The sequence below is a fragment of the Enterobacter sp. UPMP2052 genome (assembly GCF_053709675.1).
Genome location: NZ_JBSKJR010000001.1, coordinates 45,123 through 66,596, shown reverse-complemented (window position 1 = coordinate 66,596; position 21,474 = coordinate 45,123). Strand labels below are relative to the sequence as shown.

19 protein-coding genes are annotated in these 21,474 nt (G+C 57.7%); 5 read left to right on the top strand and 14 right to left on the bottom strand.

Annotation, left to right across the window (positions count from 1 at the left end; all coding sequences use genetic code 11):
- Entirely contained in the window at positions 1-4,953 is a 4,953-nt protein-coding gene (locus ACWKX3_RS00305; RefSeq protein ID WP_454541102.1) for an alpha-2-macroglobulin family protein, read from the bottom strand.
- A gap of 286 nt (positions 4,954-5,239) precedes the next feature.
- On the opposite strand from ACWKX3_RS00305, the gene ACWKX3_RS00300 reads away from it, so the two are divergent.
- The 4 genes from ACWKX3_RS00300 (at position 5,240) to ACWKX3_RS00285 (ending at position 9,873) form a co-directional block, all read left to right on the top strand.
- A complete protein-coding gene (locus tag ACWKX3_RS00300; RefSeq protein WP_454541101.1) occupies positions 5,240-6,784 on the top strand; it encodes a PTS transporter subunit EIIC in 1,545 nt (514 codons plus the stop codon).
- A 12-nt stretch (positions 6,785-6,796) separates the two neighbouring features.
- On the top strand, positions 6,797-8,164 hold the full coding sequence (locus ACWKX3_RS00295; RefSeq protein ID WP_454541100.1) for a 6-phospho-alpha-glucosidase: 1,368 nt from the start codon (positions 6,797-6,799) through the stop codon (positions 8,162-8,164).
- 90 nt (positions 8,165-8,254) lie between these two features.
- Positions 8,255-9,103 (top strand): 3-mercaptopyruvate sulfurtransferase, encoded by an 849-nt coding sequence (gene sseA / locus ACWKX3_RS00290; RefSeq protein ID WP_454541099.1) that lies wholly within the window; start codon positions 8,255-8,257, stop codon positions 9,101-9,103.
- A complete protein-coding gene (locus ACWKX3_RS00285; RefSeq protein WP_454541098.1) occupies positions 9,103-9,873 on the top strand; it encodes a MurR/RpiR family transcriptional regulator in 771 nt (256 codons plus the stop codon). The genes sseA and ACWKX3_RS00285 overlap by 1 nt, the downstream gene beginning before the upstream one ends.
- Positions 9,874-9,891: 18 nt before the next feature.
- Here ACWKX3_RS00285 and sseB read toward each other — a convergent pair whose 3' ends face one another.
- The 11 genes from sseB to trmJ form a co-directional block, all read right to left on the bottom strand.
- The gene (gene sseB, locus ACWKX3_RS00280) at positions 9,892-10,668 is read right to left on the bottom strand and encodes an enhanced serine sensitivity protein SseB (protein ID WP_454541097.1); all 777 of its coding nucleotides are present in this window, start codon (positions 10,666-10,668) and stop codon (positions 9,892-9,894) included.
- 111 nt (positions 10,669-10,779) lie between these two features.
- Complete coding sequence (gene pepB, locus ACWKX3_RS00275) at positions 10,780-12,066, bottom strand: aminopeptidase PepB (protein WP_006176684.1); 1,287 nt, start codon at positions 12,064-12,066, stop codon at positions 10,780-10,782.
- A 53-nt stretch (positions 12,067-12,119) separates the two neighbouring features.
- On the bottom strand, positions 12,120-12,320 hold the full coding sequence (iscX, locus tag ACWKX3_RS00270; protein WP_006176685.1) for a Fe-S cluster assembly protein IscX: 201 nt from the start codon (positions 12,318-12,320) through the stop codon (positions 12,120-12,122).
- Position 12,321: 1 nt separating this feature from the next.
- Positions 12,322-12,657: an ISC system 2Fe-2S type ferredoxin gene (gene fdx, locus ACWKX3_RS00265; RefSeq protein ID WP_006176686.1), complete on the bottom strand. Its 336-nt coding sequence runs from the start codon at positions 12,655-12,657 to the stop codon at positions 12,322-12,324.
- A gap of 1 nt (position 12,658) precedes the next feature.
- Positions 12,659-14,509, bottom strand: a complete 1,851-nt coding sequence (gene hscA / locus ACWKX3_RS00260; RefSeq protein WP_448891244.1) for a Fe-S protein assembly chaperone HscA — start codon at positions 14,507-14,509, stop codon at positions 12,659-12,661.
- Positions 14,510-14,524: 15 nt separating this feature from the next.
- Positions 14,525-15,040 carry a co-chaperone HscB gene (gene hscB, locus ACWKX3_RS00255; RefSeq protein ID WP_006176689.1) on the bottom strand — a complete coding sequence of 172 codons (516 nt, stop codon included), beginning with the start codon at positions 15,038-15,040 and terminating at the stop codon, positions 14,525-14,527.
- A gap of 201 nt (positions 15,041-15,241) precedes the next feature.
- On the bottom strand, positions 15,242-15,565 hold the full coding sequence (gene iscA, locus ACWKX3_RS00250; protein WP_003860659.1) for an iron-sulfur cluster assembly protein IscA: 324 nt from the start codon (positions 15,563-15,565) through the stop codon (positions 15,242-15,244).
- Positions 15,566-15,578: 13 nt separating this feature from the next.
- A complete protein-coding gene (gene iscU / locus ACWKX3_RS00245; protein WP_003860661.1) occupies positions 15,579-15,965 on the bottom strand; it encodes a Fe-S cluster assembly scaffold IscU in 387 nt (128 codons plus the stop codon).
- Between the two features lie 24 nt (positions 15,966-15,989).
- Positions 15,990-17,204, bottom strand: a complete 1,215-nt coding sequence (iscS, locus tag ACWKX3_RS00240; protein WP_058610313.1) for a cysteine desulfurase — start codon at positions 17,202-17,204, stop codon at positions 15,990-15,992.
- Between the two features lie 116 nt (positions 17,205-17,320).
- Positions 17,321-17,812 (bottom strand): Fe-S cluster assembly transcriptional regulator IscR, encoded by a 492-nt coding sequence (gene iscR / locus ACWKX3_RS00235; protein ID WP_006176693.1) that lies wholly within the window; start codon positions 17,810-17,812, stop codon positions 17,321-17,323.
- A 305-nt stretch (positions 17,813-18,117) separates the two neighbouring features.
- Positions 18,118-18,843, bottom strand: a complete 726-nt coding sequence (gene trmJ / locus ACWKX3_RS00230; RefSeq protein WP_058610338.1) for a tRNA (cytosine(32)/uridine(32)-2'-O)-methyltransferase TrmJ — start codon at positions 18,841-18,843, stop codon at positions 18,118-18,120.
- Positions 18,844-18,975: 132 nt separating this feature from the next.
- Between trmJ and suhB the strand changes: the two genes are divergently transcribed.
- Entirely contained in the window at positions 18,976-19,779 is an 804-nt protein-coding gene (gene suhB, locus ACWKX3_RS00225; RefSeq protein WP_058610314.1) for an inositol-1-monophosphatase, read from the top strand.
- 48 nt (positions 19,780-19,827) lie between these two features.
- Here the strand turns inward: suhB and ACWKX3_RS00220 are convergent, their stop codons facing one another.
- Together ACWKX3_RS00220 and ACWKX3_RS00215 are read right to left on the bottom strand one after the other, a co-directional pair.
- Positions 19,828-20,808: a nickel/cobalt transporter gene (locus tag ACWKX3_RS00220; RefSeq protein ID WP_454541096.1), complete on the bottom strand. Its 981-nt coding sequence runs from the start codon at positions 20,806-20,808 to the stop codon at positions 19,828-19,830.
- A complete protein-coding gene (locus tag ACWKX3_RS00215) occupies positions 20,799-21,437 on the bottom strand; it encodes a DUF1007 family protein (RefSeq protein ID WP_202560964.1) in 639 nt (212 codons plus the stop codon). The genes ACWKX3_RS00220 and ACWKX3_RS00215 overlap by 10 nt, the downstream gene beginning before the upstream one ends.
- Positions 21,438-21,474 lie beyond the last annotated feature (37 nt).

Genomic DNA, 21,474 nt, shown 5'->3' with positions numbered 1-21,474 from the left:
TTACGGAACAACAATCAGTGGGCCACTGGCCGACCCCGTTGCCCGCCACTGAGGAACGTACATCGATTCCACCATCGGGACCGGCACTTTATAGACCCCCGGCGTGACCGCACGCGCCAGATAAACCAGCGTTACCGGCTGGCCTTCGTTGACCGGTACCGCTGCGACGAAGCGATCGTCGCGGAATTCCATATGCTGGATATCTGCCTGCTGCATTTGGTTAAGCAGGTTCTGAACTTCACTGCCGCTGTCCTGCAGGCTGGCGCTGCTGCTTGCCAGGTTCTGGTTTTCCAGCTCTAGCCCCGCAGGAAGCAGATCCACCACCAGGGCATCCGGGACGTTCTGGCTGGCTTTCACTTCCAGCCACACCAGCACCAGCTCACCGCTCTTCAGGGATGAAAGCGATTTAGTGCTGCCATCGGTCGCCAGAATATGGCGCTCAATCTGCAGAACGTTTGAGGAAGGCTGCGGCATGTATTCCGGATACCCCGTGCTGTCGAGACGTATCCACAAAGGCGTCGTGCCGGTATTGGTCACCTGCAGCGAACCAAGCTGGTCACCGTTGAGGTTTTGTACCTGCGCTTTGTCTGCACCTGAGGCAGCATCAGACAGAGAGGTTTTCGCCTGCCATGCCCCGCTCAGGGTTTGCAGCGAACGCCCTGCCAGGAACAGCGCATTGCTCTCCTGCGTTGAGAGCCAGCGCTGGCTGAAGGCCTGCTCAGACAAGGTATTCAGAAGCGTATTCTGCGCATCCGGCAACAGCTTGTACTCTTCGAGAAGGGAGAGCATTAACGCATTGTCACGCAGTTGGCTTCCGTAATCCGCCATCCAGGTTTTTCTGTCGTTACGCGGCGTTCTAAGTGCCAGATCCAGCGCCTGCTGGCTGCGGGGGGCGTCGCCCATCAATTTCAGCGCCATTCCGAGTTGCATAAGCGGTAGTCCGGAAGCCGCCTGTGAATGGCGATCCCAAATTTCACGCAGCGCCCCCAGCGGCGCTTTTTGCTGACGGGCCAGAACCAGCGCAGCATAGGCTTGCACCGCAAACTTGCTCCCCTGCGTGTCGTCGCTGTAGCGAATGGACATCATCCCCGGGTCCTGCAGATAGCGCAGCAGTCGGTTGTTGGCATTGTTGACCGCATCGGCAGGCACGCTGTAGCCCTGCTCGCCTGCGCGAACGAGGAAGTCCGTGACATAGGCCGTCAGCCAGTACTCTTCCGGACCGTTTTTATCCCACAGCGCAAACCCGCCATCGTCACGCTGCATCTGCAGCAGACGGGAGATGCCAACATCAATCGCCGCGCGACGTTTGTCGTCTGTATCTCCTTTAATGCCGAGCGCCGTTAACTGCGCTGCATTGGTATAGAGCGACGGGAACAGGCCGCTGGTGGTTTGTTCGAGACAGCCGTACGGATAGGCCTGCAGTTCACGGATATAGCGCGCCAGGTTCAACGGCGGCTTACCACTCAGCAGCAGTTGTCCTTGCAGCGTCGCCGGAGAAAAACCATCAATGTGTTGTGCTGGCGCGGTCCATGACTCGCCCGGGTTGAGCATAGCGCCGGTATTCACCGTCTGAGCAGGGAATGCAGGGCGTACGCCGATTTTCCAGCTCTTCTGCTGCGGCGCAAACGTCTCGCCCGGAAGCTGGAGCCCCGTCACCTGAGCAGCAATTTCCCCCTCACCGTAGCCATCCAGCGCGCGTACCGGGATAAATATCGTGGTGCGTGCTCCCGGAGGAAGCTGAACCGGCTGCGGCTGCATCCCTTCCAGGGCAATTTTTCCGTTAGCCGTCAGGGCAACATTCAGCGTTTGCGGCTGGTCGGTGAGGTTAGTCAGGTCGAGCGTCAACCGCGAGGTGTCGCCGCTGGCAAGGAAGCGCGGCGTATTAAGTTCGGTAATAACAGGTGCGGCCACAATCACTTTGCTTTCGCTGCTGCCAAAGTCTTCTTCCGTCCAGGCCTGCGCCATCAGACGCAGCTCCCCGTTGAAATCACCAATCGGCAGCGTAAGGGTACCTTCGCCATTGGCATCCAGTTCAACCGGCTGTGTTTGCTGAGCAATAATGTTGACATGATTTACCGGTGGCTTACCGCCGCGCTTAAGCTCATCGCCATCGCCACCAAAGCGCAACGCGGCCATACGGCCCTGCCCTTCAATCACCTGACCATAGATGTCATAAATATCTGCGCCATAGCGTTTCTGGCCAAAGAATGCTTCCCACGGATCCGGCGTGACGTAGTCGGTGATATTCAACACGCCGCTGTCGACGGCTGACACCAGCACGTTCACTTTCTGCGGTACAGCGCCCTCTTTCACGCTGGCTTTAACCTTCACGGAAAGCGTCTGATTCGGACGCATTTTTTGCGGATTATCCAGCGCGATGTTCAGACGGCGATTTTCGTCGCCCATCGGCAGATGCAGCAAACCTACCGCACGTTTCGGCGTGGCCGATTTGGATTTATCACCGGGACGCACCACCAGCGTGCTGAGGTAGAGATCGTGGCGTTTCCAGGCTTTATCGACCGGGATGCTAAGATCCAGACCATTGGCCGGAACGTCGATCTCTTTCCACCACAGCGGACCTTCGCTGGATTCGATCATGGCGTAGCCTTTCCCTGCGGCTGGGGCAGCGATATGCAGCTTAATGGTGTCGCCCGGCTGATAGGCGGGTTTATCAAGCTTCAGCGTTACGCGGTCAGGACGTGCGGCACCCGTGCCGTCGCTGTTATCCTGCCAGCTGTAACCCGCCCAGAAGCGCACGCTACTGACCTTATCGTCAGGCGCTTTGACTTCCAGACGGTAAGAGCCCCACTCCACCGGGAAGGTGACTTTGCCGGTTTCATCAGCTTTAAGGGTCAGCTCCTGCTCACCCTCAATCAGATCTTTTTGATCAAACTGAGACTGCCAGCCGTCACTCTCTGACCAGTTCCAGAAGTAATCCCGACGTTCGCGAACCAGACGTACCTGAAGCCCGGAAACCGCCTTTTTCGCGCCGGTGGCATCAGCATAAACAATATCAAAGCTGGCGTTGCCGTTCTCGTCGACAATCGGCTGATTAACGGTGGTGTCGGTACGGTAATCATATACCGCCTTGCTGGCGAACTGCGGACGAATGCCCGGCAGCGCTGCTGCAGGCCAGATCGCCTGCTCGGCACGACGCGTCACCGGACGACCGCCCGATTCCAGGAGGCTGGCCTGCAGGATCAGCTGCAGCGGAGAATGGGCCTCTTTCCACTGGCTCTCCAGTGTGACCTGCCCGCGCCCTTGTTCATCAAGCGTGAGCTGCACTTCATCCAGGCTGCGGCTCAGGTTCTCTTCGGTGATATCGCCAAACTGGAAGCCTGGCAGCGCGGCGACCGCATCACGCAGCGGGCGCAGGAAGAGTTGGCCTTGCAGGGAGTTACCGTTGGCCGGTGCGCCATACAGATAGTAGCCGACCACGTCAAAGTTCACGTCCTCCTGCGGGGAGATCGGCGTTTTCTGACCGGTCAGATTCAGCGCCATGCGCTCCGGCATAAAATCTTCGACGTGGAAATCCCACAGGCGTTGCTGATTGTCGCCCGTATTGGCACGAATGTGCCACATCCCGGTCTGCGCCCCGCTGTCGAGCGGATAATTAAAGCGATAGAGGCCGTTTTCCGGTTGAACGACGACGGTACGCGCTACCTGCCCGTCCGGGCGCAGGACGTCGAGTTTAACGGGCTGCGCGGGCAGCGGTTTCCCGTCGCTGTCGCGCAACAGGCCGTTCAGGATCACCGTTTCGCCAGGGCGATAGAGATCGCGTGGGCCAAACATAAAGAATTGCTTGCTGTAGCCCGGCGCGCCTGCGATATCAAACTCCGCCAGGTCCAGCGCGGGCAGCTTAAGATCGAGCAGCGTGGTTTGACCGTCTTTGCTGGCCAGAATCAACGCCGCCTCTTTGTCGGTTTCGAGCTTTGCATGTCCGTCGGCGTCGCTGTTCGCTTCGGCAAGCGTTTGGCCTTTATCGTTCAGCAGCGTGACAGTTACGCCAGATTGCGCGGCGCCGTTTTCCAGGCTCTGGGTGAAAATATCAAGACGGTTATGATAGCGGTGAGCGGACAGGCCGATATCGCTTAAGGTGAAAAGCGTGGCCGCATTACTGTAGTTGTAGTGGCCCGCCTGGTTCATCACGGCGATGTAGACGCCAGACTGCTGCAGCGGTTTGATATCGCGCAGCGGCAGCAGCAGTTTTTCACGGGTGTTACGGGCCGGGTTGAGATCGAAACGCCCGGTATACACCAGGTCCGCCATTTTCAGCAGATTGTCAGATTCCCAGTTGGTGAGGGAATTACGGTATTCCCACAGGCTGACAAACGAGGCCAGTGATTCTGGCTTCACGCGGTAGAAATTTACATCCACGTTGTTCACGTTCAGCGCCATCACCGGCAGCCCTTCGACCACTTTACCCGGCAGCAGCGAGCCACGGCTGGCAAAACCGACCGTCGGCTCGACGTCGTGGGTGGTCAGCGCTTTTTCGTAGTCGGTGCCAAATGTGGCTTTGTTGAGCGCCTGCAGAGAGCGTTCAATGGTGACGACCAAATTACGATTCGGCTCGAGGTGGCGCAGGCGCAGCTCTTTCAGATTGGGCGCAAGTTCCCATGCGCCATCCACTTTGCCGCTTTTCTTATCGACAACGTGCACCGTTTTGGCGAAATCCTGATCGGGATTGAGCGGAACGGAGAAGGTCAACACCAGCGTGGCCGCGCCATCGAGCTGGGCTTCGGAGGCATCCAGCAAGGTCAGCGGTTTCCCCTGACTCGCTGCCGCCAGTTTTGCCAGCGTCTCAGCGTTTGGTTTTTCGGGTGCCTTCTGGGCCGCTGTCGTTGTCGCTGCAGGCGCTGCTGCCTGAGGTTTTTCGTCGCTGTTATCACAGCCGACAAGCGCGAACGCGGTGAGTAGCGCGAGTGAGAGCGCGCCTAAGCGAAACGGTTTCATCCTTTGTCCCTGGCCTTTAGGGCCTGTTGGTCGTCTTCCGGGTAAGTATTATCCGCAAGTTTCATTAATACCAGAAGTCCATTTTTAGATTCTGGAGAGCGCCTCGCAAAGTTATTTAGGGCTGCAGGAGGCGCCTGATACCGCGATCACAGGCTCAAACGTAATATGTGACCTTTCAAGTCATTTGTTTTTAAAACAACTAGATAGCTGGATTAAGTCGCTGATCGCCTGCTAATTTTAAGCCTGAGACGCACGCCAAGTGCGCGGTTCAATAAGAGAGATAGCCATGAAACGAGCCGTGAACGCCCTACAAAATTTCGGAAAATCATTATATGGCCCGGTACTTATCTTACCGATCGTCGGGCTGTTTATCGCCCTGGGTAACGTGCTCGGTAACGGTAATCTGGCGGAGTATCTGCCGTTTCTCGGCCATCCGCTGATTCAGAGTATCGGCCAGCTGATCGCCAAATCCGCCGTGTCGGTGCTGGTCAACCTGGCGCTGGTGTTTGCGGTCGGCATTCCGATTGGCCTGGCCTCGCGCGATAAAGGCTACGCGGCGCTGATTGGGCTGGTCACCTTTGTCGTGTTTATCAATGCCATGAACGTTACCCTGCAGTTACAGGGGGAACTGGCACCGGCTGACCAGATGAAAGCCGCCGGGCAAGGCATGGTGCTGGGCGTGCAGGTACTTGAGATGGGCGTGTTTGCCGGGATCCTGACCGGGGCGCTCTCCGGGTATCTGTACAACAAATACTCCGGCGTTCAGTTTAACGGCGCGATGGCGATTTACTCCGGCCACTGTTTTGTCGCCATTGTGATGCTCCCGGTCTCCATGCTGCTGGGCGTGGTGATGAGCGAGCTGTGGCCTTTCGCTCAGCACGGCATCAGCGCGCTGGCGCTGGCAATCAAGGGTTCGGGTCCATTTGGCGTGATGATCTACGGTTTTCTGGAACGTATTCTGGTGCCGACCGGGCTGCATCATCTGGTCTATACGCCTTTCCTGTACACCGAACTGGGCGGCACGCAGGAGGTCTGCGGGGCAACCTATCAGGGTGCCCGTAATATCTACTTTGCTGAAATGGCCTGCCCGGACGTGAAACAGCTGAGCAGCACGGTGGTATGGGATGCGCGCGGCATCAGCAAAATGTTCGGCCTGCCCGCGGCGGCACTGGCGATGTACATGACCGCCAGACCCGAGCGTAAGGCCATCGCAAAAGCCATTCTGATCCCGGCGGCGCTCACCTCCCTGCTGGTGGGCGTAACTGAACCCATTGAGTTTTCTTTCCTGTTTGTCGCACCGCTGCTGTTTGTGGTTCACGCGGTGCTGACCGGCATCGGCATGATGCTCTTTTCGCTGTTTGGCGTACACGCCATCGGTGCCAACGGCATTATCGATTTCATTCTCTACAACCTGCCGCTTGGGACGGAGAAATCCAACTGGCCGATGTACATCGTGGTCGGGCTGATTATGTTCGCGCTCTACTTCCTGGTGTTTCGCTTCCTGATCCTGCGCTTGAACATGAAAACGCCAGGGCGGGAGGATGACGAGCAGGAGACGCGTCTCTACAGCAAGCAAGAGTACCAGGCAAAAGGCAACAACGACGGTCTGGGCGAGTCCATCGTCACAGGCCTTGGCGGTCGGGACAATATTGAGGTCGTGGATAACTGCTACACCCGTCTGCGCGTCACGGTAAAAGATGTTGCCATTATCGACGAGCCGCGACTCAGAGCGACCGGCGCGAAAGGCATTATCAAACAAGGTAACAACGTTCAGGTGGTCTACGGGCTGCACGTCAAAAAAATGCGAGAAGCCGTTGAGACGTTTCTCTGACAGGAGCAAAACATGTTTACACCCCCGTTCATTCTCTCTATTGCCGGCGGCGGTAGTACCTACACGCCGGGTATTGTGAAAAGCCTGATGGTGCGCCTGCAGGATTTCCCGCTGGCCGAAATACGCCTCTATGATATTGATGACGCGCGTCAGAACACCATTGCGCCGGTCGTCGAGAAGGTTATCCGTGACCACAGCCAGAGCATCAAATTTACCGTCACCGCCGATCCGGAAGTGGCCTTCAGCGGGGCGCACTTCGTGTTCGCGCAGATGCGCGTCGGTCAGTACAAGATGCGCGAGCAGGATGAAAAGATCCCCCTGCGACACGGTGTGGTTGGGCAGGAGACTTGCGGGCCGGGCGGGCTGGCCTACGGTCTGCGTACGATCCTGCCGATGGTGGAGCTGGTCGATCTGGTCGAACGCTACGCGCATCAGAAAGCCTGGATCGTCAACTACTCCAACCCGGCGGCCATCGTCGCCGAAGGTGTGCGTCGCCTGCGCCCGAACGCCCGGGTATTGAACATCTGCGATATGCCCGTTGCCGCCATGCGTAATATGGGGGCGATTCTCGGTGTGGATCGCCGCAGGCTCGACGTGGATTACTTTGGCCTGAATCACTTCGGCTGGTTCACCCGCGTGCGGGTCGACGGTGAGGACAAACTGCCGGAGCTGCGTCGCCATATCGCGAAGTTTGGCCTGCTGACGGAGGATGCGGCCAAAACCGATCCACAGCACTCAGATCCGTCGTGGGTGAAGACCTGGCGCAACATCAAGCCGATTATGGATAACTTCCCGGAGTATCTGCCGAACCCGTATCTGCAGTATTACCTGATGCCGAACCAGATTGTGGAACATCAGAACCCGGATTATACCCGCGCCAACGAAGTGATGGACGGGCGTGAGAAAAAGCTGTTTGCCGCCGCCGAAGAGTACAAGCGTACTGGCATTCTCCCGGATGCTTTCCACGTCGGCGTTCACGGCGAATTTATTGTCGACGTGGCCTGCTCGCTGGCATTCAACCTGCGCCAGCGCCATCTGGTGATGGTGGAAAACCGCGGGGCGATTACCAACCTGCCGTACGATGCGGTGGTGGAAGTCCCGGCCTATATCACCTCTGAAGGGCCAGAGCCGGTCCGTGTGGGCCAGGTTCCGCTGTTCCACCAGACGCTGCTGCAACAGCAGCTTGCCTGCGAACAACTCCTGGTGGAGGCCACCCTTGAGGGCAGCTACGAGAAAGCGCTGCAGGCATTTACCCTGAATCGTACCGTACCGACGATGGAGCACGCGAAAGCCATTCTTGATGAGATGATTGAGGCTAACCGTGACTACTGGCCGACGCTGCAAAAAGCCTGGCAGGACGGCGAAGCGGTGAAAAAATAGGGGCTTGCTCGCGAGTTGAACGTGGTTTGCTTGTCGGTGTCAGAAAAAACACCGACAATCTTCTTTTATGGAAAAGAACGGAGGCAACCCATGTCCACCTCATATTTTGTCGCCGCCGACTGGCTGATTGAGCACAGCGACGACCCGGAAGTTCAGATTATTGACGCGCGAATGGCCCCTGCCGGGCAGGAGCATCTTCGCGATATGACCGCGGAATACCGCGCCGGACATCTGCCGGGCGCGGTATTCTTTGATATCGAAGCGCTGTCCGATCACACCTCTCCCCTGCCGCACATGCTCCCGCGCCCGGAAGCCTTCTCCGTAGCCATGCGCGAGCTGGGCGTTAGCCGCGACAAGCATCTGGTGATTTACGACGAAGGTAACCTCTTCTCTGCACCGCGCGCGTGGTGGATGCTGAAAAATGCCGGCGTTGAGAAAGTCTCTATTCTCGCGGGCGGCCTCGCAGGCTGGAAGCGCGATGAACTGCCATTGCAGCAGGGTGACGTTACCCTGCCGGAAGGCGATTTCGACGCGCAGTTTGATGCGAACGCGGTGAAACGCCTGACGGACGTGCTGGTCATTAGCCACGAAAAAACAGCGCAAATTGTCGATGCCCGCCCGGCTCCCCGTTTCAACGCCGAAGCCGATGAACCGCGTGCAGGGCTGAAGCGCGGCCATATTCCCGGCGCGATCAACGTGCCGTGGGGCGATCTGGTGTTTGAGGGCGAGCTAAAAACCACCGACGAGCTGCGCGCTATTTTCGAGCGTCAGGGCGTGGATTTACAGCACCCAATCGTTGCCAGCTGCGGTTCCGGCGTGACGGCCTGCGTGGTGATTGTGGCGCTTGCCACCCTCGGCGCAAACGACGTTACGCTGTATGACGGTGCCTGGAGCGAATGGGGCGCGCGTGACGATCTGCCCGTAGAACCCGCTCAGTAATGGATAACCGCCTGACCACGCTGTTAACGCGCGGAACGTCTCTGACCCGCGCGGAATATCGCGTGCTGGCCCACCTCACGGAACATCCGCTGCTGGTGGGCAACATCACGGTGCGCGAGTTGGCCCAGGCGACGTTTGTCTCTACCGCCACCATTATGCGACTGTGCCAGAAGCTGGGTTTCAGCGGCTTTAGCGAGTTTATCTGGCACTGCAAGCAACTCCTTTCAGACACCCCGCACATTACCGCGCAGGCTGAGCAGCACGCAGAGTTGCCCGCGCTGTTTAACCAGTTTATTGCCAACTATCGACAGACCTTTCAGTGGGCGACGCAGGACAAACGCCAGCGCTTTGCCGACCTGCTCCGCCAGAAGGAGAGTTTTTTTCTCTACGGTGCCGGGTTTTCTTATCTGTTCGCCGAGTACCTCACCAAAAAATTGCAGGTGCTGGGCAAAACTGCGTTTATTTCCGGGCCGGGCGATAGCCGGAATATCTTTCTCAGCAATGCCGCGCGCTATCAGGTCTTTATTGCCGTTTCCCGCAGCGGTGAAACCGAGCAGGTGCTGGACAAAGCGCGGATCGCAAAAAACGTTGGGATGACGGTGGTGGCCTTTACCCGCGCCTCGGCAAACACGCTGGCAGGCATGGCGGATTTACATTTCGCGTTATATGACGAAGCGGTGCACTACGCCGCCGAAGCCGCGGGGGTGACGTCGTTTGAGTCGAATCTGGTCATGCTGATGGATTTACTGCTGCTGGAAGCAACGGGGTGAGGCTTCACCCCGAGGAATTCAGATAATGCGGTTGGTTTTGAGATCGCGCAGGAACCCGCCCCAGCGACGCTCATAGAACGGCGTGATGTGTTCGGTAATAAAGTGGCTAATGCCTTTCTCGCCTTTCTTCACCTGACAGATATCAATGGGTTCATCGCCCGGCAGCGTGTCGGTAGCAACACTTCCCGTCGCCTGGATAATCTCGTCAATGTCGCCGTCTGCCTCAATGCCAATCAGCAGCACCGGTTGTTCATCGGCGCTCTCTTTGATGGAGCAGAGAAACGCGCGTTTCACCGGCTTGATGGTTTTGAAGAGCGTGGTCAGAGAATCGATCATCTGCGCGGGCGGTTCGGCCACTTCAGAAAGCAGCAGCGTTTCGCCCCCTTCCAGCACCTCTTGCGTGCTGAGCGGGTTGCCCTCCTCACCAATCAAATGGCTGATTTCACGCGGGGTGAACTCTTTGCCGGTCGGCAGTTTGGCGTTGAGGAACAGTGTTTCGCCCAGCGTCATTTCAAACAGGGTACGCACGGGCATAACCACAAACGCCTGTTCGTCTTCCACCGCTTGCTGAAGGGCCTCAAGAGAGGTGAAGAACGGGATCACTGACGTGCCGTCGTCTTTTTCCCAGTGCAGCAGATCCAGCGCGCTGTCTTCAACAACCTGCTCGCCTTCCGCCGCGGTACCCGGCACCCAGACGGTGGACTCCAGCAGCGTGCGGAAAAATGCCGGACGGTGGGCAGGCTCGGTCGCCGCCTGTTCCAGCAGGGTTTCTAATTCATTTTTGGTTTCGGACATAACAATTCCAGATGTCGAATTTCCCCCTCACCCCGGCCCTCGCCCTCAAGGGAGAAGGAGCAAACCATCCCCTCTCCCCGTGGGAGAGGGTTAGGGTGAGGGCAAAGAGCCTTACTCTGCCGTCAGCAGGTTCGCAATGGTACGCACGCCCAGGCCGGTCGCACCCGCAGACCACTGTTCAACCGCCGCTTTACGGTAGGTGGCCGAGCAGTCGATGTGCAGCCAGCCTTCCTGATAGTTCTCAACAAAGTGAGACAGGAAGCCTGCGGCGGTGCTTGCTCCGGCCGGGTAGGCCGCGCTGGCGGTGTTGTTCAGCTCGGCAAAGTTCGACGGCAGCTGGCTGCGGTGGAACTCGGCCAGCGGCAGACGCCAGAACGGCTCGTTTTCTTCGGCGGCACTCGCCAGTACGCGGGCCGCCAGCTTGTCATCAAAGCTGAACAGCGCATGGTAATCGTTGCCCAGGGCGGTTTTCGCCGCACCGGTCAGGGTTGCCATATCGATAATCAGCTCCGGCTTCTGGGCAGAGGCGTCGATCAGGCCATCGGCCAGTACCAGGCGGCCTTCCGCATCGGTGTTCATCACTTCGACGTTTTTGCCATTACGGTAGCGAATGATATCGCCCAGCTTGAAGGCGTTGCCGCTGACCATGTTGTCCGCGCAGCACAGGTACAGCTTCACGCGTTTGTTCAGACCACGGGTGATGGCGAAGGCCAGCGCGCCGGTAATGGTTGCCGCGCCGCCCATGTCGGACTTCATGGAGTCCATAAACGCGCTCTGCTTCAGGCTGTAACCGCCGGTATCGAAGGTGATACCTTTACCCACCAGGCAGGCGAAGACCGGGGCTTCTTTATCACCGGTTGGGTTGAAGTCCAGCGCCAGCAGCACCGGCGGGCGCTCAGAGCCGCGGCCCACGGTGTGGATGCCCATATAATTCTGCTCGCGCAGATCTTCGCCTTTGGTGATGCGGTAGGACATGTTGTCGCCCGCCACGCCGCACAGCAGGTCAACCGCGCGCTGCGCCAGCTGCTCAGGGCCGAGCTCTTCCGCCGGAGCGTTGATGGTGTCACGCACCCAGTCGATAATTTTCAGGCGGTTTTCCAGCTCTTTCTGTCCGGCTTCGTCGAGGCTCGCCCACTCGATTTTGCGGGTGCCTTTCGGGCCTTTGTATCCCGCCCAGAATGCCCAACTGCGGTCGGTATCCCAGCCTTCACCGTCAAGGGTCACGTGCTTAATGCCCAGACCGTCGATTTTGCGCGCGGCGCGTTGAATCAGCCCGGTGTCATCTTTGCCGGTAAGGTGCAGGGTGATGCCGTCGTGAGTGATGCTCCAGGCGGCTTTCTCGCCCCAGCGCGCGTCGGCAGGCTGAGTGGAGAGCGTAATCTTCATCGCTTCGGTCATTTTATTTATCCTTATTAGCAAACGGGCCGCCTGAAGGCAGCCCGTTAAGTGATTTACTCTGCTTCATCTAACCAGACTAACAGAATCGCCTCCAGAATTTTTTCATTGGATGCGCTGGGATCGTCATCAAAATCCTCTAACTCGCAGATCCACTGATGCATGTCGGTGAATCGTACGGTTTTCGGATCGAGATCCGGGTTTGCGTCGTAGAGCGCTTCGCCGATTTCACGGCTGTCAGTCCACTTCAGTCCCATATTAGTGCTCGCGTGCGTGGTTGATGGTGTAACGTGGGAATTCCACGACCAGATCTTCATCGGTAACCTGCGCCTGGCAGCTTAAACGGCTGTCCGGCTCAAGGCCCCATGCTTTATCCAGCATGTCGTCTTCATCTTCGGTGCTCTCGGCAAGAGAGTCGAAACCTTCACGCACGACGCAGTGACAGGTTGTACACGCACAGGATTTTTCACAGGCGTGTTCCACTTCGATACCTGCACGCAGGGCAACATCGAGAATGGTTTCACCGGTCTTCGCTTCCAGAACTGCGCCATCCGGACAGAGGTCCGCATGAGGCAAAATAACAATCTTTGGCATATTAAACCTCGTCCACGGACTGGCCTTTCAGCGCGACGCGGACAGATTTGTCCATGCGGCGTGCGGCGAAGTCCTGGGTTTGTTTATCAACGTTTTTAATGGCTTCTTCTATTGCGTCAGCGTCATTGCCTTCGGCAACGGCGCTTAAGTGCGCAGCCGCCTCGTCAATCACCTGACGCTCAGCGGCGCTGAGCAGCGCGGCATCGGCAGTGAGTGCACCGTTCAGGCTTTCCAGCACGCGTGCGGCTTCAACTTTCTGTTCAGCCAGCATACGCGCCTTCACATCCTGCTCGGCGTAGCTCATTGAATCCTGAATCATGGTGGCGATTTCGCCGTCGGTCAGGCCGTAGGACGGCTTCACCTGGATGGACGACTCCACGCCGGTCGATTTTTCCATCGCCGTGACGCTAAGCAAACCGTCAGCATCGACCTGGAAGGTGACGCGAATGTGCGCCCCGCCCGCAGGCAGCGCCGGAATGCCGCGCAGCGCAAAGCGTGCCAGTGAACGGCAGTCCTGCACCAGCTCGCGTTCGCCCTGCATCACGTGAATGGACATCGCGGTCTGGCCGTCTTTGAACGTGGTAAATTCCTGCGCGCGCGCCACCGGAATGGTGGTGTTGCGTGGAATGACTTTCTCCACCAGACCGCCCATGGTTTCTAATCCCAGCGACAGCGGGATGACGTCCAGCAGCAGCATTTCGCTGTCCGGCTTGTTGCCAACCAGAATATCGGCCTGAATAGCAGCACCCACGGCAACCACTTTGTCCGGGTCGATGGAGGTGAGCGGCGTGCGGCCAAAGAATTCGCCTACGCGTTCGCGCACCAGCGGTACGCGGGTAGAGCCGCCGACCATGACCACTTCCAGCACCTCGTCTGCCTCAACGCCCGCATCTTTCAATGCGCGGCGGCAGGCCAGCAGCGTGCGTTTAACCAGCGGAGCAATCAGATCGTTGAACTGGTCCCGGGTGATGTCACCCTGCCAGCCCGCCACGTTCACGGTAACAGTCTGCGCATCGCTCAGGGCGATTTTGGCGTCGATGGCTGCATCCAGCAGTTCACGCTGTACGCGCGCATCGCTGCGATCGGCAATCCCCGCCTGCTCGCGGATGTAGTCCGCCAGCAGATGGTCAAAGTCATCGCCGCCCAGCGCGGAGTCGCCGCCGGTCGCCAGCACTTCAAACACCCCGCGGCTCAGGCGCAGGATCGAGATATCAAAAGTGCCGCCGCCAAGATCGTAAACCGCAATGACCCCTTCCTGACCGGAGTCGAGGCCGTAGGCAATTGCCGCCGCCGTCGGTTCGTTCAGCAGGCGCAGCACGTGCAGGCCCGCCAGACGCGCGGCGTCTTTGGTGCCCTGACGCTGTGCATCGTCAAAATAGGCCGGCACGGTAATGACCACGCCGTCCAGATCGCCGCCGAGCGTCGCCGTGGCACGGGCCGCCAGCGCTTTGAGGATATCCGCAGAAACACGAATCGGGTTAAGCAGACCGGCCGCCGTGGCGATCATCGGCAGGCCATTTTCACTGGCCTGTAACCTATACGGCAGATGCGGGTAGCGGGTCTGGATATCGGCCAGCGAGCGGCCCATCATGCGCTTCACGGAGCTGATCGTGTTGGCCGGGTCGCGCGCGGCGTTTGCGCGGGCATCAAAGCCCACCGCGTGGCCCTGCTGCTGGTAGTGGACCACGGAAGGCAGCAGATGGCGGCCCTGCTCGTCAGCCAGCGTCTCCGCCTGGCCGCTGCGCACGGTCGCCACGAGGGAATTGGTGGTGCCAAGGTCGATCCCCACCGCCAGACGACGCTGGTGCGGTGCGGCACTTAAGCCCGGCTCACTGATTTGTAATAAGGCCATAATTGCTTCCGAAAATTAAAAATCGAGCAGCTTTTCTTCGAGTTGTTCAGCGCTGCTTCGCAGTTTATCGAGAAAACGGAGTTTACGCACAGTATCTGCCGCCACATCCCACGTCTCGTTGTTCAGTTGCTCCACCATCTGCTGATGGCGGGTATCAAACATGCCCTTCACGCGCTTGATAAAACGTTCCAGGCGCGCTTCGTCTTTCGCCTGTTCAATTTCATCCAGCTCTTCGCGCAGTTCCAACTGCTCCATCAGAAACGCCGTGTCGCGTACCGTGTGCTGTTCACTTGCGAGATCAAACCCGTGAAGCGACAGCAGATACTCTGCCCGCGCCAGCGGATGGCGCAGCGTCTGCCAGGCCTGGTTGATAGTTGCAGAGTGTGACACCGCCGCCAGCTGCTCTGCCTGCGTACCGCTGGCAAATTTGTCCGGGTGGTACTGACGCTGCAAATCCTGGAAACGGATCGTCAGGGCCTGCAGATCGATCGGGTATTGAGCGGGTAATCCGAAGAGAGTGAAGTAATCCATAACAATCTCATGGGTAGCCAGTTAGAACAAACCCCACGCGTAGCGGTAGAGCCACGGTGGGGTTATACCTTCTTACTTCGCGCTGCAGATGCGTTGTCTGCACTCGTTCACCCCGGTCACTTACTTAAGTAAGCTCCCGGGGATTCTCTCGCTTGCCGCCTTTCTGCAACACGAATTAATCGGTATAACAGCGGAACGCGGTTAAACGTGGAAGCTTTCGCCGCAACCACACTCGTCTTTAACGTTCGGGTTCGTGAATTTGAACCCTTCATTCAGGCCTTCTTTTACAAAGTCCAGCTGAGTGCCGTTGAGGAACTGCAGGCTTTTGCCATCGACCACCACCTTCACGCCCTTGTCTTCAAACACGGTGTCGTCAGACGCCGGTTCATCAACAAACTCCAGTACGTAAGCCATACCAGAACAGCCGGAGGTACGTACGCCCAGTCGCAGGCCAAAGCCTTTACCACGGTTCGCCAGAAAAGAGCTTACTCGCGCGGCAGCGCTGTCGCTAAGGGTAATCGACATACTCAAACCTCAATTATTTTGCTTCACGTTTGCTTTTGTAATCCGCAATGGCGGCTTTGATCGCGTCTTCTGCCAGAATAGAACAGTGAATTTTCACCGGTGGCAGTTCGAGTTCTTCAGCAATGTCCGTGTTCTTGATTGCCTGTGCTTCGTCCAGAGACTTGCCCTTCACCCATTCGGTCACCAGGGAGCTGGACGCGATAGCAGAACCGCAGCCGTAGGTCTTGAAGCGCGCGTCTTCAATGATACCTTCATTGTTGACTTTAATCTGCAACTTCATCACGTCGCCACACGCCGGTGCACCGACCATGCCGCTACCGACAGACTCGTCGCTGTTGTCAAAGGAGCCAACGTTGCGCGGGTTCTCGTAATGATCAATAACTTTTTCGCTGTATGCCATGATTGAATTCTCCTTATGTACCGATTAGTGATGTGACCATTCAATGCTGTTCAGATCCACGCCCTGCTTAAACATTTCCCACAGTGGAGAAAGGTCGCGCAGACGGCCGATGGAGTTGCGAACCAGCTTGATGGTGTAGTCAATCTCTTCTTCGGTAGTGAAACGACCTAAAGAGAAACGGATAGAGCTGTGTGCCAGCTCGTCAGTCATGCCCAGCGCGCGCAGTACATAGGATGGCTCGAGGCTTGCAGACGTACAGGCAGAACCGGAAGAGACGGCCAGGTCCTTCAGCGCCATGATCAGCGATTCGCCTTCAACATAGTTGAAGCTGACGTTGAGGATGTTCGGTGCGCCCTGCTCAAGATCGCCGTTCAGATACACTTCTTCCATATCTTTCACGCCGTCCCACAGACGGTTACGCAGCGTGCGCAGACGCGCCATCTCGCTTTCCATCTCTTCTTTCGCGATGCGATATGCTTCGCCCATGCCCACGATCTGGTGGACAGGCAGGGTGCCGGAACGCATGCCGCGCTCGTGACCGCCGCCGTGCATCTGTGCTTCGATGCGGATACGTGGCTTACGACGCACGTACAGCGCACCGATACCTTTCGGACCGTAGATTTTGTGGCCGGAGAAGGACATCAGGTCAACTTTCAGCTGGCTCAGGTCGATAGGCAGTTTGCCCACGCTCTGGGTCGCATCAACGTGATAGATGATGCCGCGCGCACGGCACATTTCGCCGATGGTGGCGATATCCTGCACGACGCCGATTTCGTTGTTAACATGCATGATGGAGACCAGAATGGTGTCGTCGCGCATTGCCGCTTCGAGTTCTTTCAGGTCGATGATGCCGTTGCTCTGCGGCGCAAGATAGGTGACGTCAAACCCTTCACGCTCGAGCTGGCGACAGGTGTCCAGCACGGCTTTGTGTTCGGTTTTGCTGGTGATAATGTGCTTGCCTTTTTTCTGATAAAAGTTAGCGGCACCTTTGATCGCCAGGTTGTCGGATTCGGTCGCACCGGAGGTGAAAACAATTTCACGCGGATCGGCACCGACCAGGTCAGCAATCTGATTACGGGCGATATCAACCGCCTCTTCAGCATGCCAGCCAAAACGGTGTGAACGGGACGCTGGGTTACCAAAGTTTCCGTCCAGGGTCAGACACTGCATCATTTTCTCGGCAACACGCGGGTCCACCGGCGTGGTTGCGGAGTAGTCGAGATAAATCGGTAATTTCATTGCTCTATAAACTCCGTACATCGCTTCAATGCAAGGAATCAGGCAACCGGCTGGATGTACGACCGAGTACACGGGGCGCGATGCCCCGGCCTGATTCTGAAATCTTTATCGTTTTATTACGCGCGCAGTTTGACGTCGATTGCGTCTTGCGCGCGGGTGCTGCGTTGTGATTCATGGCTATGCTGACGACCTGACACGTCCAGAACTTCCTGGTTATTGACCAGTTCACCGAGGGTGATGTTGTTCAGGAAGCCGGTCAGACGGTCGCTCAGATCGCGCCACAGCGCGTGGGTCAGGCACTTATCGCCGCCCTGGCAGCCGCCTTTACCCTGGCAACGGGTCGCGTCAACGGATTCATCAACCGCGCTGATCACTTCGCCAACGGCAATACTGCCCGCGTCTTTACCCAGCAGATAACCGCCGCCCGGGCCGCGTACGCTGGAAACCAGGCCATTCTTACGCAGTCTGGAGAACAGCTGTTCCAGATAAGAGAGGGAAATCCCTTGTCGTTCAGAAATATCAGCCAACGGAACCGGGCCCGCTTCGGAGTTGAGCGCAACGTCCAGCATCGCGGTCACGGCATAACGCCCTTTAGATGTCAGTCTCATGTCTTACTTAACCTCAAACTCGCCCCTGCCCGGGGTTTTTTATTGTAAAATGGGGGTATTGCATAGCAGGGCCAAGTCTGACATTCCTGACTAAATTGGTCAACTATTTACTTGACTGTTTTAGTCAGGTATTTAACCTTCTGTGCCGTTTTTTGTCGGGTGGCGCTGCGCTTACCCGACCTACAAAACCGTGTCGTATCACAAGGGTGCTGCCTGATGCCCTCACCCCAGCCCTCTCCCACGGGGAGAGGGAGAATACATGGTAGGCCGGGTAAGTGCAGCGCCACCCGGCGAACAGACGACCACTATTTATTCTTCTGCTCAATCGACGCCAGAATGCCGCGCAGGATGTTCAGCTCCTGGCTTTCCGGGCGCGCACGGGTAAACAGACGGCGCAGCTTGTTCATCACCTGGCCCGGGTGGTCCTGGCGGATAAACCCGGTGGAGAGCAGGGTTTGCTCGAGGTGACCATAGAAACGTTCCAGATCGTCCACCAGCGGATAGGCGTTCTCTTCCTGAGGCTCTGTACGTGCTTTCCCCTGAGTCGCCAGCCACGCCATACGGACTTCATAGGCGATAACCTGTACCGCCATCGCCAGGTTCAGCGAGCTGTAGTCCGGGTTCGCCGCAATCGCCACGTGGTAGTGGCATTTTTGCAGTTCGTCGTTGGTCAAGCCGACGCGCTCACGGCCAAATACCAGCGCCACCGGCGCCTGCACCGCTTCTGAAACGCTTTTCAGGCCGCACTCACGCGGGTCCAGCATCGGCCACGGCAGCGTACGGGAGCGCGCGCTGGTGCCAACCACCAGGCTACACCCGGCAAGCGCTTCGTCCAGGGTATCGACGATCTGCGCGTTGCCGATCACGTCGCTGGCACCCGCCGCCAGGGCGATGGCCTGGGAGTCAGGTTTGACCAGCGGGTTAACCAGCCACAGGTTCGTTAAGCCCATGGTTTTCATAGCGCGGGCAACAGAGCCCATATTGCCGGTGTGCGATGTTTCGACCAGCACGATTCGAATGTTTTGCAGCATAATTTTTAGGTGTCTGAATTCAGTGTCTGAAGAATATTCCGGCATATTAGCATAATCGAGAGACATAATCCGATCCCGCTGCTATACTCTGCGCCGATTTTCCTGTTCTTTAACATCCAGTGAGAGAGACCGATGCATCCGATGCTGACCATCGCCGTGCGCGCAGCGCGCAAGGCGGGTAATGTAATTGCCAAACACTACGAAACACCCGACTCCGTAGAAACCAGCCAGAAAGGCAGCAATGATTTCGTGACTAACGTCGATAAAGCCGCAGAAGCGATTATTATCGAAACGATCCGCAAATCTTACCCACAGCACACCATCATCACCGAAGAAAGCGGTGAACATGAAGGTACCGATCAGGATGTTCAATGGGTTATCGATCCACTGGATGGCACCACCAACTTCATCAAACGTCTGCCACATTTCTCTGTGTCTATCGCGGTACGCATTAAAGGCCGTACCGAAGTCGCCGTTGTTTACGATCCAATGCGTAACGAACTGTTCACCGCTACCCGCGGTCAGGGCGCGCAGCTGAACGGCTATCGTCTGCGTTGCAGCAACGCTCGCGATCTGGACGGCACTATTCTGGCGACCGGTTTCCCGTTCAAGGCGAAACAGCACGCAACAACCTATATGAATATCCTGGGCAAACTGTTCACTGAATGTGCTGACTTCCGTCGCACCGGTTCAGCAGCGCTGGATCTGGCCTACGTGGCAACCGGCCGCGTTGACGGCTATTTCGAACTGTCACTGAAGCCATGGGACTTTGCTGCGGGCGAGCTGATCGCACGTGAAGCAGGGGCCATTGTCTGTGATTTCACCGGCGGCCATAACTACATGTCTACCGGCAACATCGTTGCGGGCAACCCACGCGTCGTGAAAGCCATGCTGGCAAACATGCGCGATGAGCTGAGCGACGCGCTGAAGCGTTAATCGGTCAATACCCTCTCCCTGTGGGAGAGGGTATCAAACCGCGCCTGACTAAAACGGCCTTAATCCCCTGCCCACCGGCACCGCACTCACCCACATCGTTACCGCAGCCACCAGCAAGATGACCCCGCCCGCCAGCGCCAGGGTTGTCCATCCTATTTGTCGCCACAGTACCGGCGTGTTGTTGCCGCTCAGTTTTACCGCCAGACGGCGGAAGCTGTGCACCAGCAGCGCCAGGGACGAGATCGTCAGTGACGTACCCGCCGCCATCGCCAGGGCCGAGAGAATTCCCCAGCCGAATACGCCGATTACCTTGCTGAACAGCAGCACCATGATCGCCCCCGAACACGGGCGCATCCCCATAGACAGAATAATCATCAGCCGCGCGCGCCAGTCGTCGCCGTTCTGTAACTGTTCCTGCGTCGGCAGATGCTGATGCCCGCAACCACAGTGCGCGTCGTGGACGTGGTGGGGCGTAAAGGCTTTGAAGGTCGGTTTACGTAACAGCGCGCGCAGTTTTTTCAGCGCCCGCCAGCAGAGGATCAGCCCCAGCACGCCCACCAGCGCATAACTCCCCTTCTCCAGCCAGAAGCTGCTCATGTGCAGCTGGCGAGCAGGAAGCTGTAACAGTGCAAGCACCACCACGACCAGCGCTATTGCCACGCCGCCCTGCAGCAGCGACGATGCCAGCGTCAGGCCGATGCTCGACTTGAGCTTAGAAGGATGCGTGGCAAGCCAGGTGGCGATCACGATTTTGCCGTGCCCCGGCCCCAGCGCATGCAGTACGCCGTAGATAAAGCTAAACGCCAGCAGGGAGCCGCCCGCTTTGGTGGGGTTTTCCGCCACCGCCTTGAGCAGCCCGCTCATCTGCTGATTGACCTCCCGCTGCCAGACGATGCTTTTAATCATCACCTGCGGCCACGCCTGCCACAACCACAACATGCCGCACACGGCCAGCAGCACAAAGAGCGCCAGCGGCCAGAGGTGCAGCCAGCGGCGCGGTTTTTGGGTGGGAGAAGCGATCACTGACATTGTAACGTTACCTGCTGTGCAAACTGTTTGCCCAATTCCATATCCTCTGGCGGCGCATCGGCTTTATCGAGCGATACCGCAAAGTTCAGCATCTCATCGCTGGGCGTTGGCGTGTGAACCGCAACCGTGCAGTTTTTTTGCAGAGCGGCGGGCAGCTCAACGTCGCTGTCCTGCGCGTAATGCATGTCGACGTAATAGGTCGGGTCAAAGGTGGAGAAGGTGTATTTCTGCCCGGCCAGCGGCTGAGGGTGAGCCAGCGGGAGCACGAACGTCAGCACCGCCTGATGGCCCTCGCGCGCCAGGCCGTACTCCGTCGGGCGGTTCAGAAACGTCACCTTTTGCCCGTTGTGCCAGAACTCGGTGAAGTAGTGTTGCCCAAGGACGTTGGCCATCACTTCCGCCGCCAGCTTTTTCCAGACCTCATCCCCGGGTTTTGCATTGCCCGCATCGTACAGCAGGTCTGCAGAGGTGATTTCATCCATCGTCCAGCGCATTTTCAGCCCGCTAAGCTCAGTGCCGTCCGTCACCAGCCCGGTCTTCAGGCTGATAAAACTGTGAGGATGTGCGCTGGCGCCGAAAGTGAAAACCGCCAAAAATAGCGCCATTGCGCTGTGTTTAACTATTTGCATCATCTCCTCACGTCAAAAATTCTGTGATGTTCGCCCG

Excerpts from the sequence above, each read along its gene's own strand:
- sseB (WP_454541097.1), bottom strand. The coding sequence starts at position 10,668 with ATGTCCGAAACCAAAAATGAATTAGAAACCCTGCTGGAACAGGCGGCG.
- sseA (WP_454541099.1), top strand. The coding sequence starts at position 8,255 with ATGTCCACCTCATATTTTGTCGCCGCCGACTGGCTGATTGAGCACAGC.
- suhB (WP_058610314.1), top strand. The coding sequence starts at position 18,976 with ATGCATCCGATGCTGACCATCGCCGTGCGCGCAGCGCGCAAGGCGGGT.
- fdx (WP_006176686.1), bottom strand. The coding sequence starts at position 12,657 with ATGCCAAAGATTGTTATTTTGCCTCATGCGGACCTCTGTCCGGATGGC.
- ACWKX3_RS00285 (WP_454541098.1), top strand. The coding sequence starts at position 9,103 with ATGGATAACCGCCTGACCACGCTGTTAACGCGCGGAACGTCTCTGACC.
- ACWKX3_RS00220 (WP_454541096.1), bottom strand. The coding sequence starts at position 20,808 with ATGTCAGTGATCGCTTCTCCCACCCAAAAACCGCGCCGCTGGCTGCAC.
- trmJ (WP_058610338.1), bottom strand. The coding sequence starts at position 18,843 with ATGCTGCAAAACATTCGAATCGTGCTGGTCGAAACATCGCACACCGGC.
- iscS (WP_058610313.1), bottom strand. The coding sequence starts at position 17,204 with ATGAAATTACCGATTTATCTCGACTACTCCGCAACCACGCCGGTGGAC.
- ACWKX3_RS00300 (WP_454541101.1), top strand. The coding sequence starts at position 5,240 with ATGAAACGAGCCGTGAACGCCCTACAAAATTTCGGAAAATCATTATAT.
- hscB (WP_006176689.1), bottom strand. The coding sequence starts at position 15,040 with ATGGATTACTTCACTCTCTTCGGATTACCCGCTCAATACCCGATCGAT.
- ACWKX3_RS00215 (WP_202560964.1), bottom strand. The coding sequence starts at position 21,437 with ATGCAAATAGTTAAACACAGCGCAATGGCGCTATTTTTGGCGGTTTTC.
- ACWKX3_RS00305 (WP_454541102.1), bottom strand. The coding sequence starts at position 4,953 with ATGAAACCGTTTCGCTTAGGCGCGCTCTCACTCGCGCTACTCACCGCG.
- iscX (WP_006176685.1), bottom strand. The coding sequence starts at position 12,320 with ATGGGACTGAAGTGGACTGACAGCCGTGAAATCGGCGAAGCGCTCTAC.
- ACWKX3_RS00295 (WP_454541100.1), top strand. The coding sequence starts at position 6,797 with ATGTTTACACCCCCGTTCATTCTCTCTATTGCCGGCGGCGGTAGTACC.
- pepB (WP_006176684.1), bottom strand. The coding sequence starts at position 12,066 with ATGACCGAAGCGATGAAGATTACGCTCTCCACTCAGCCTGCCGACGCG.
- iscR (WP_006176693.1), bottom strand. The coding sequence starts at position 17,812 with ATGAGACTGACATCTAAAGGGCGTTATGCCGTGACCGCGATGCTGGAC.
- iscA (WP_003860659.1), bottom strand. The coding sequence starts at position 15,565 with ATGTCGATTACCCTTAGCGACAGCGCTGCCGCGCGAGTAAGCTCTTTT.
- iscU (WP_003860661.1), bottom strand. The coding sequence starts at position 15,965 with ATGGCATACAGCGAAAAAGTTATTGATCATTACGAGAACCCGCGCAAC.
- hscA (WP_448891244.1), bottom strand. The coding sequence starts at position 14,509 with ATGGCCTTATTACAAATCAGTGAGCCGGGCTTAAGTGCCGCACCGCAC.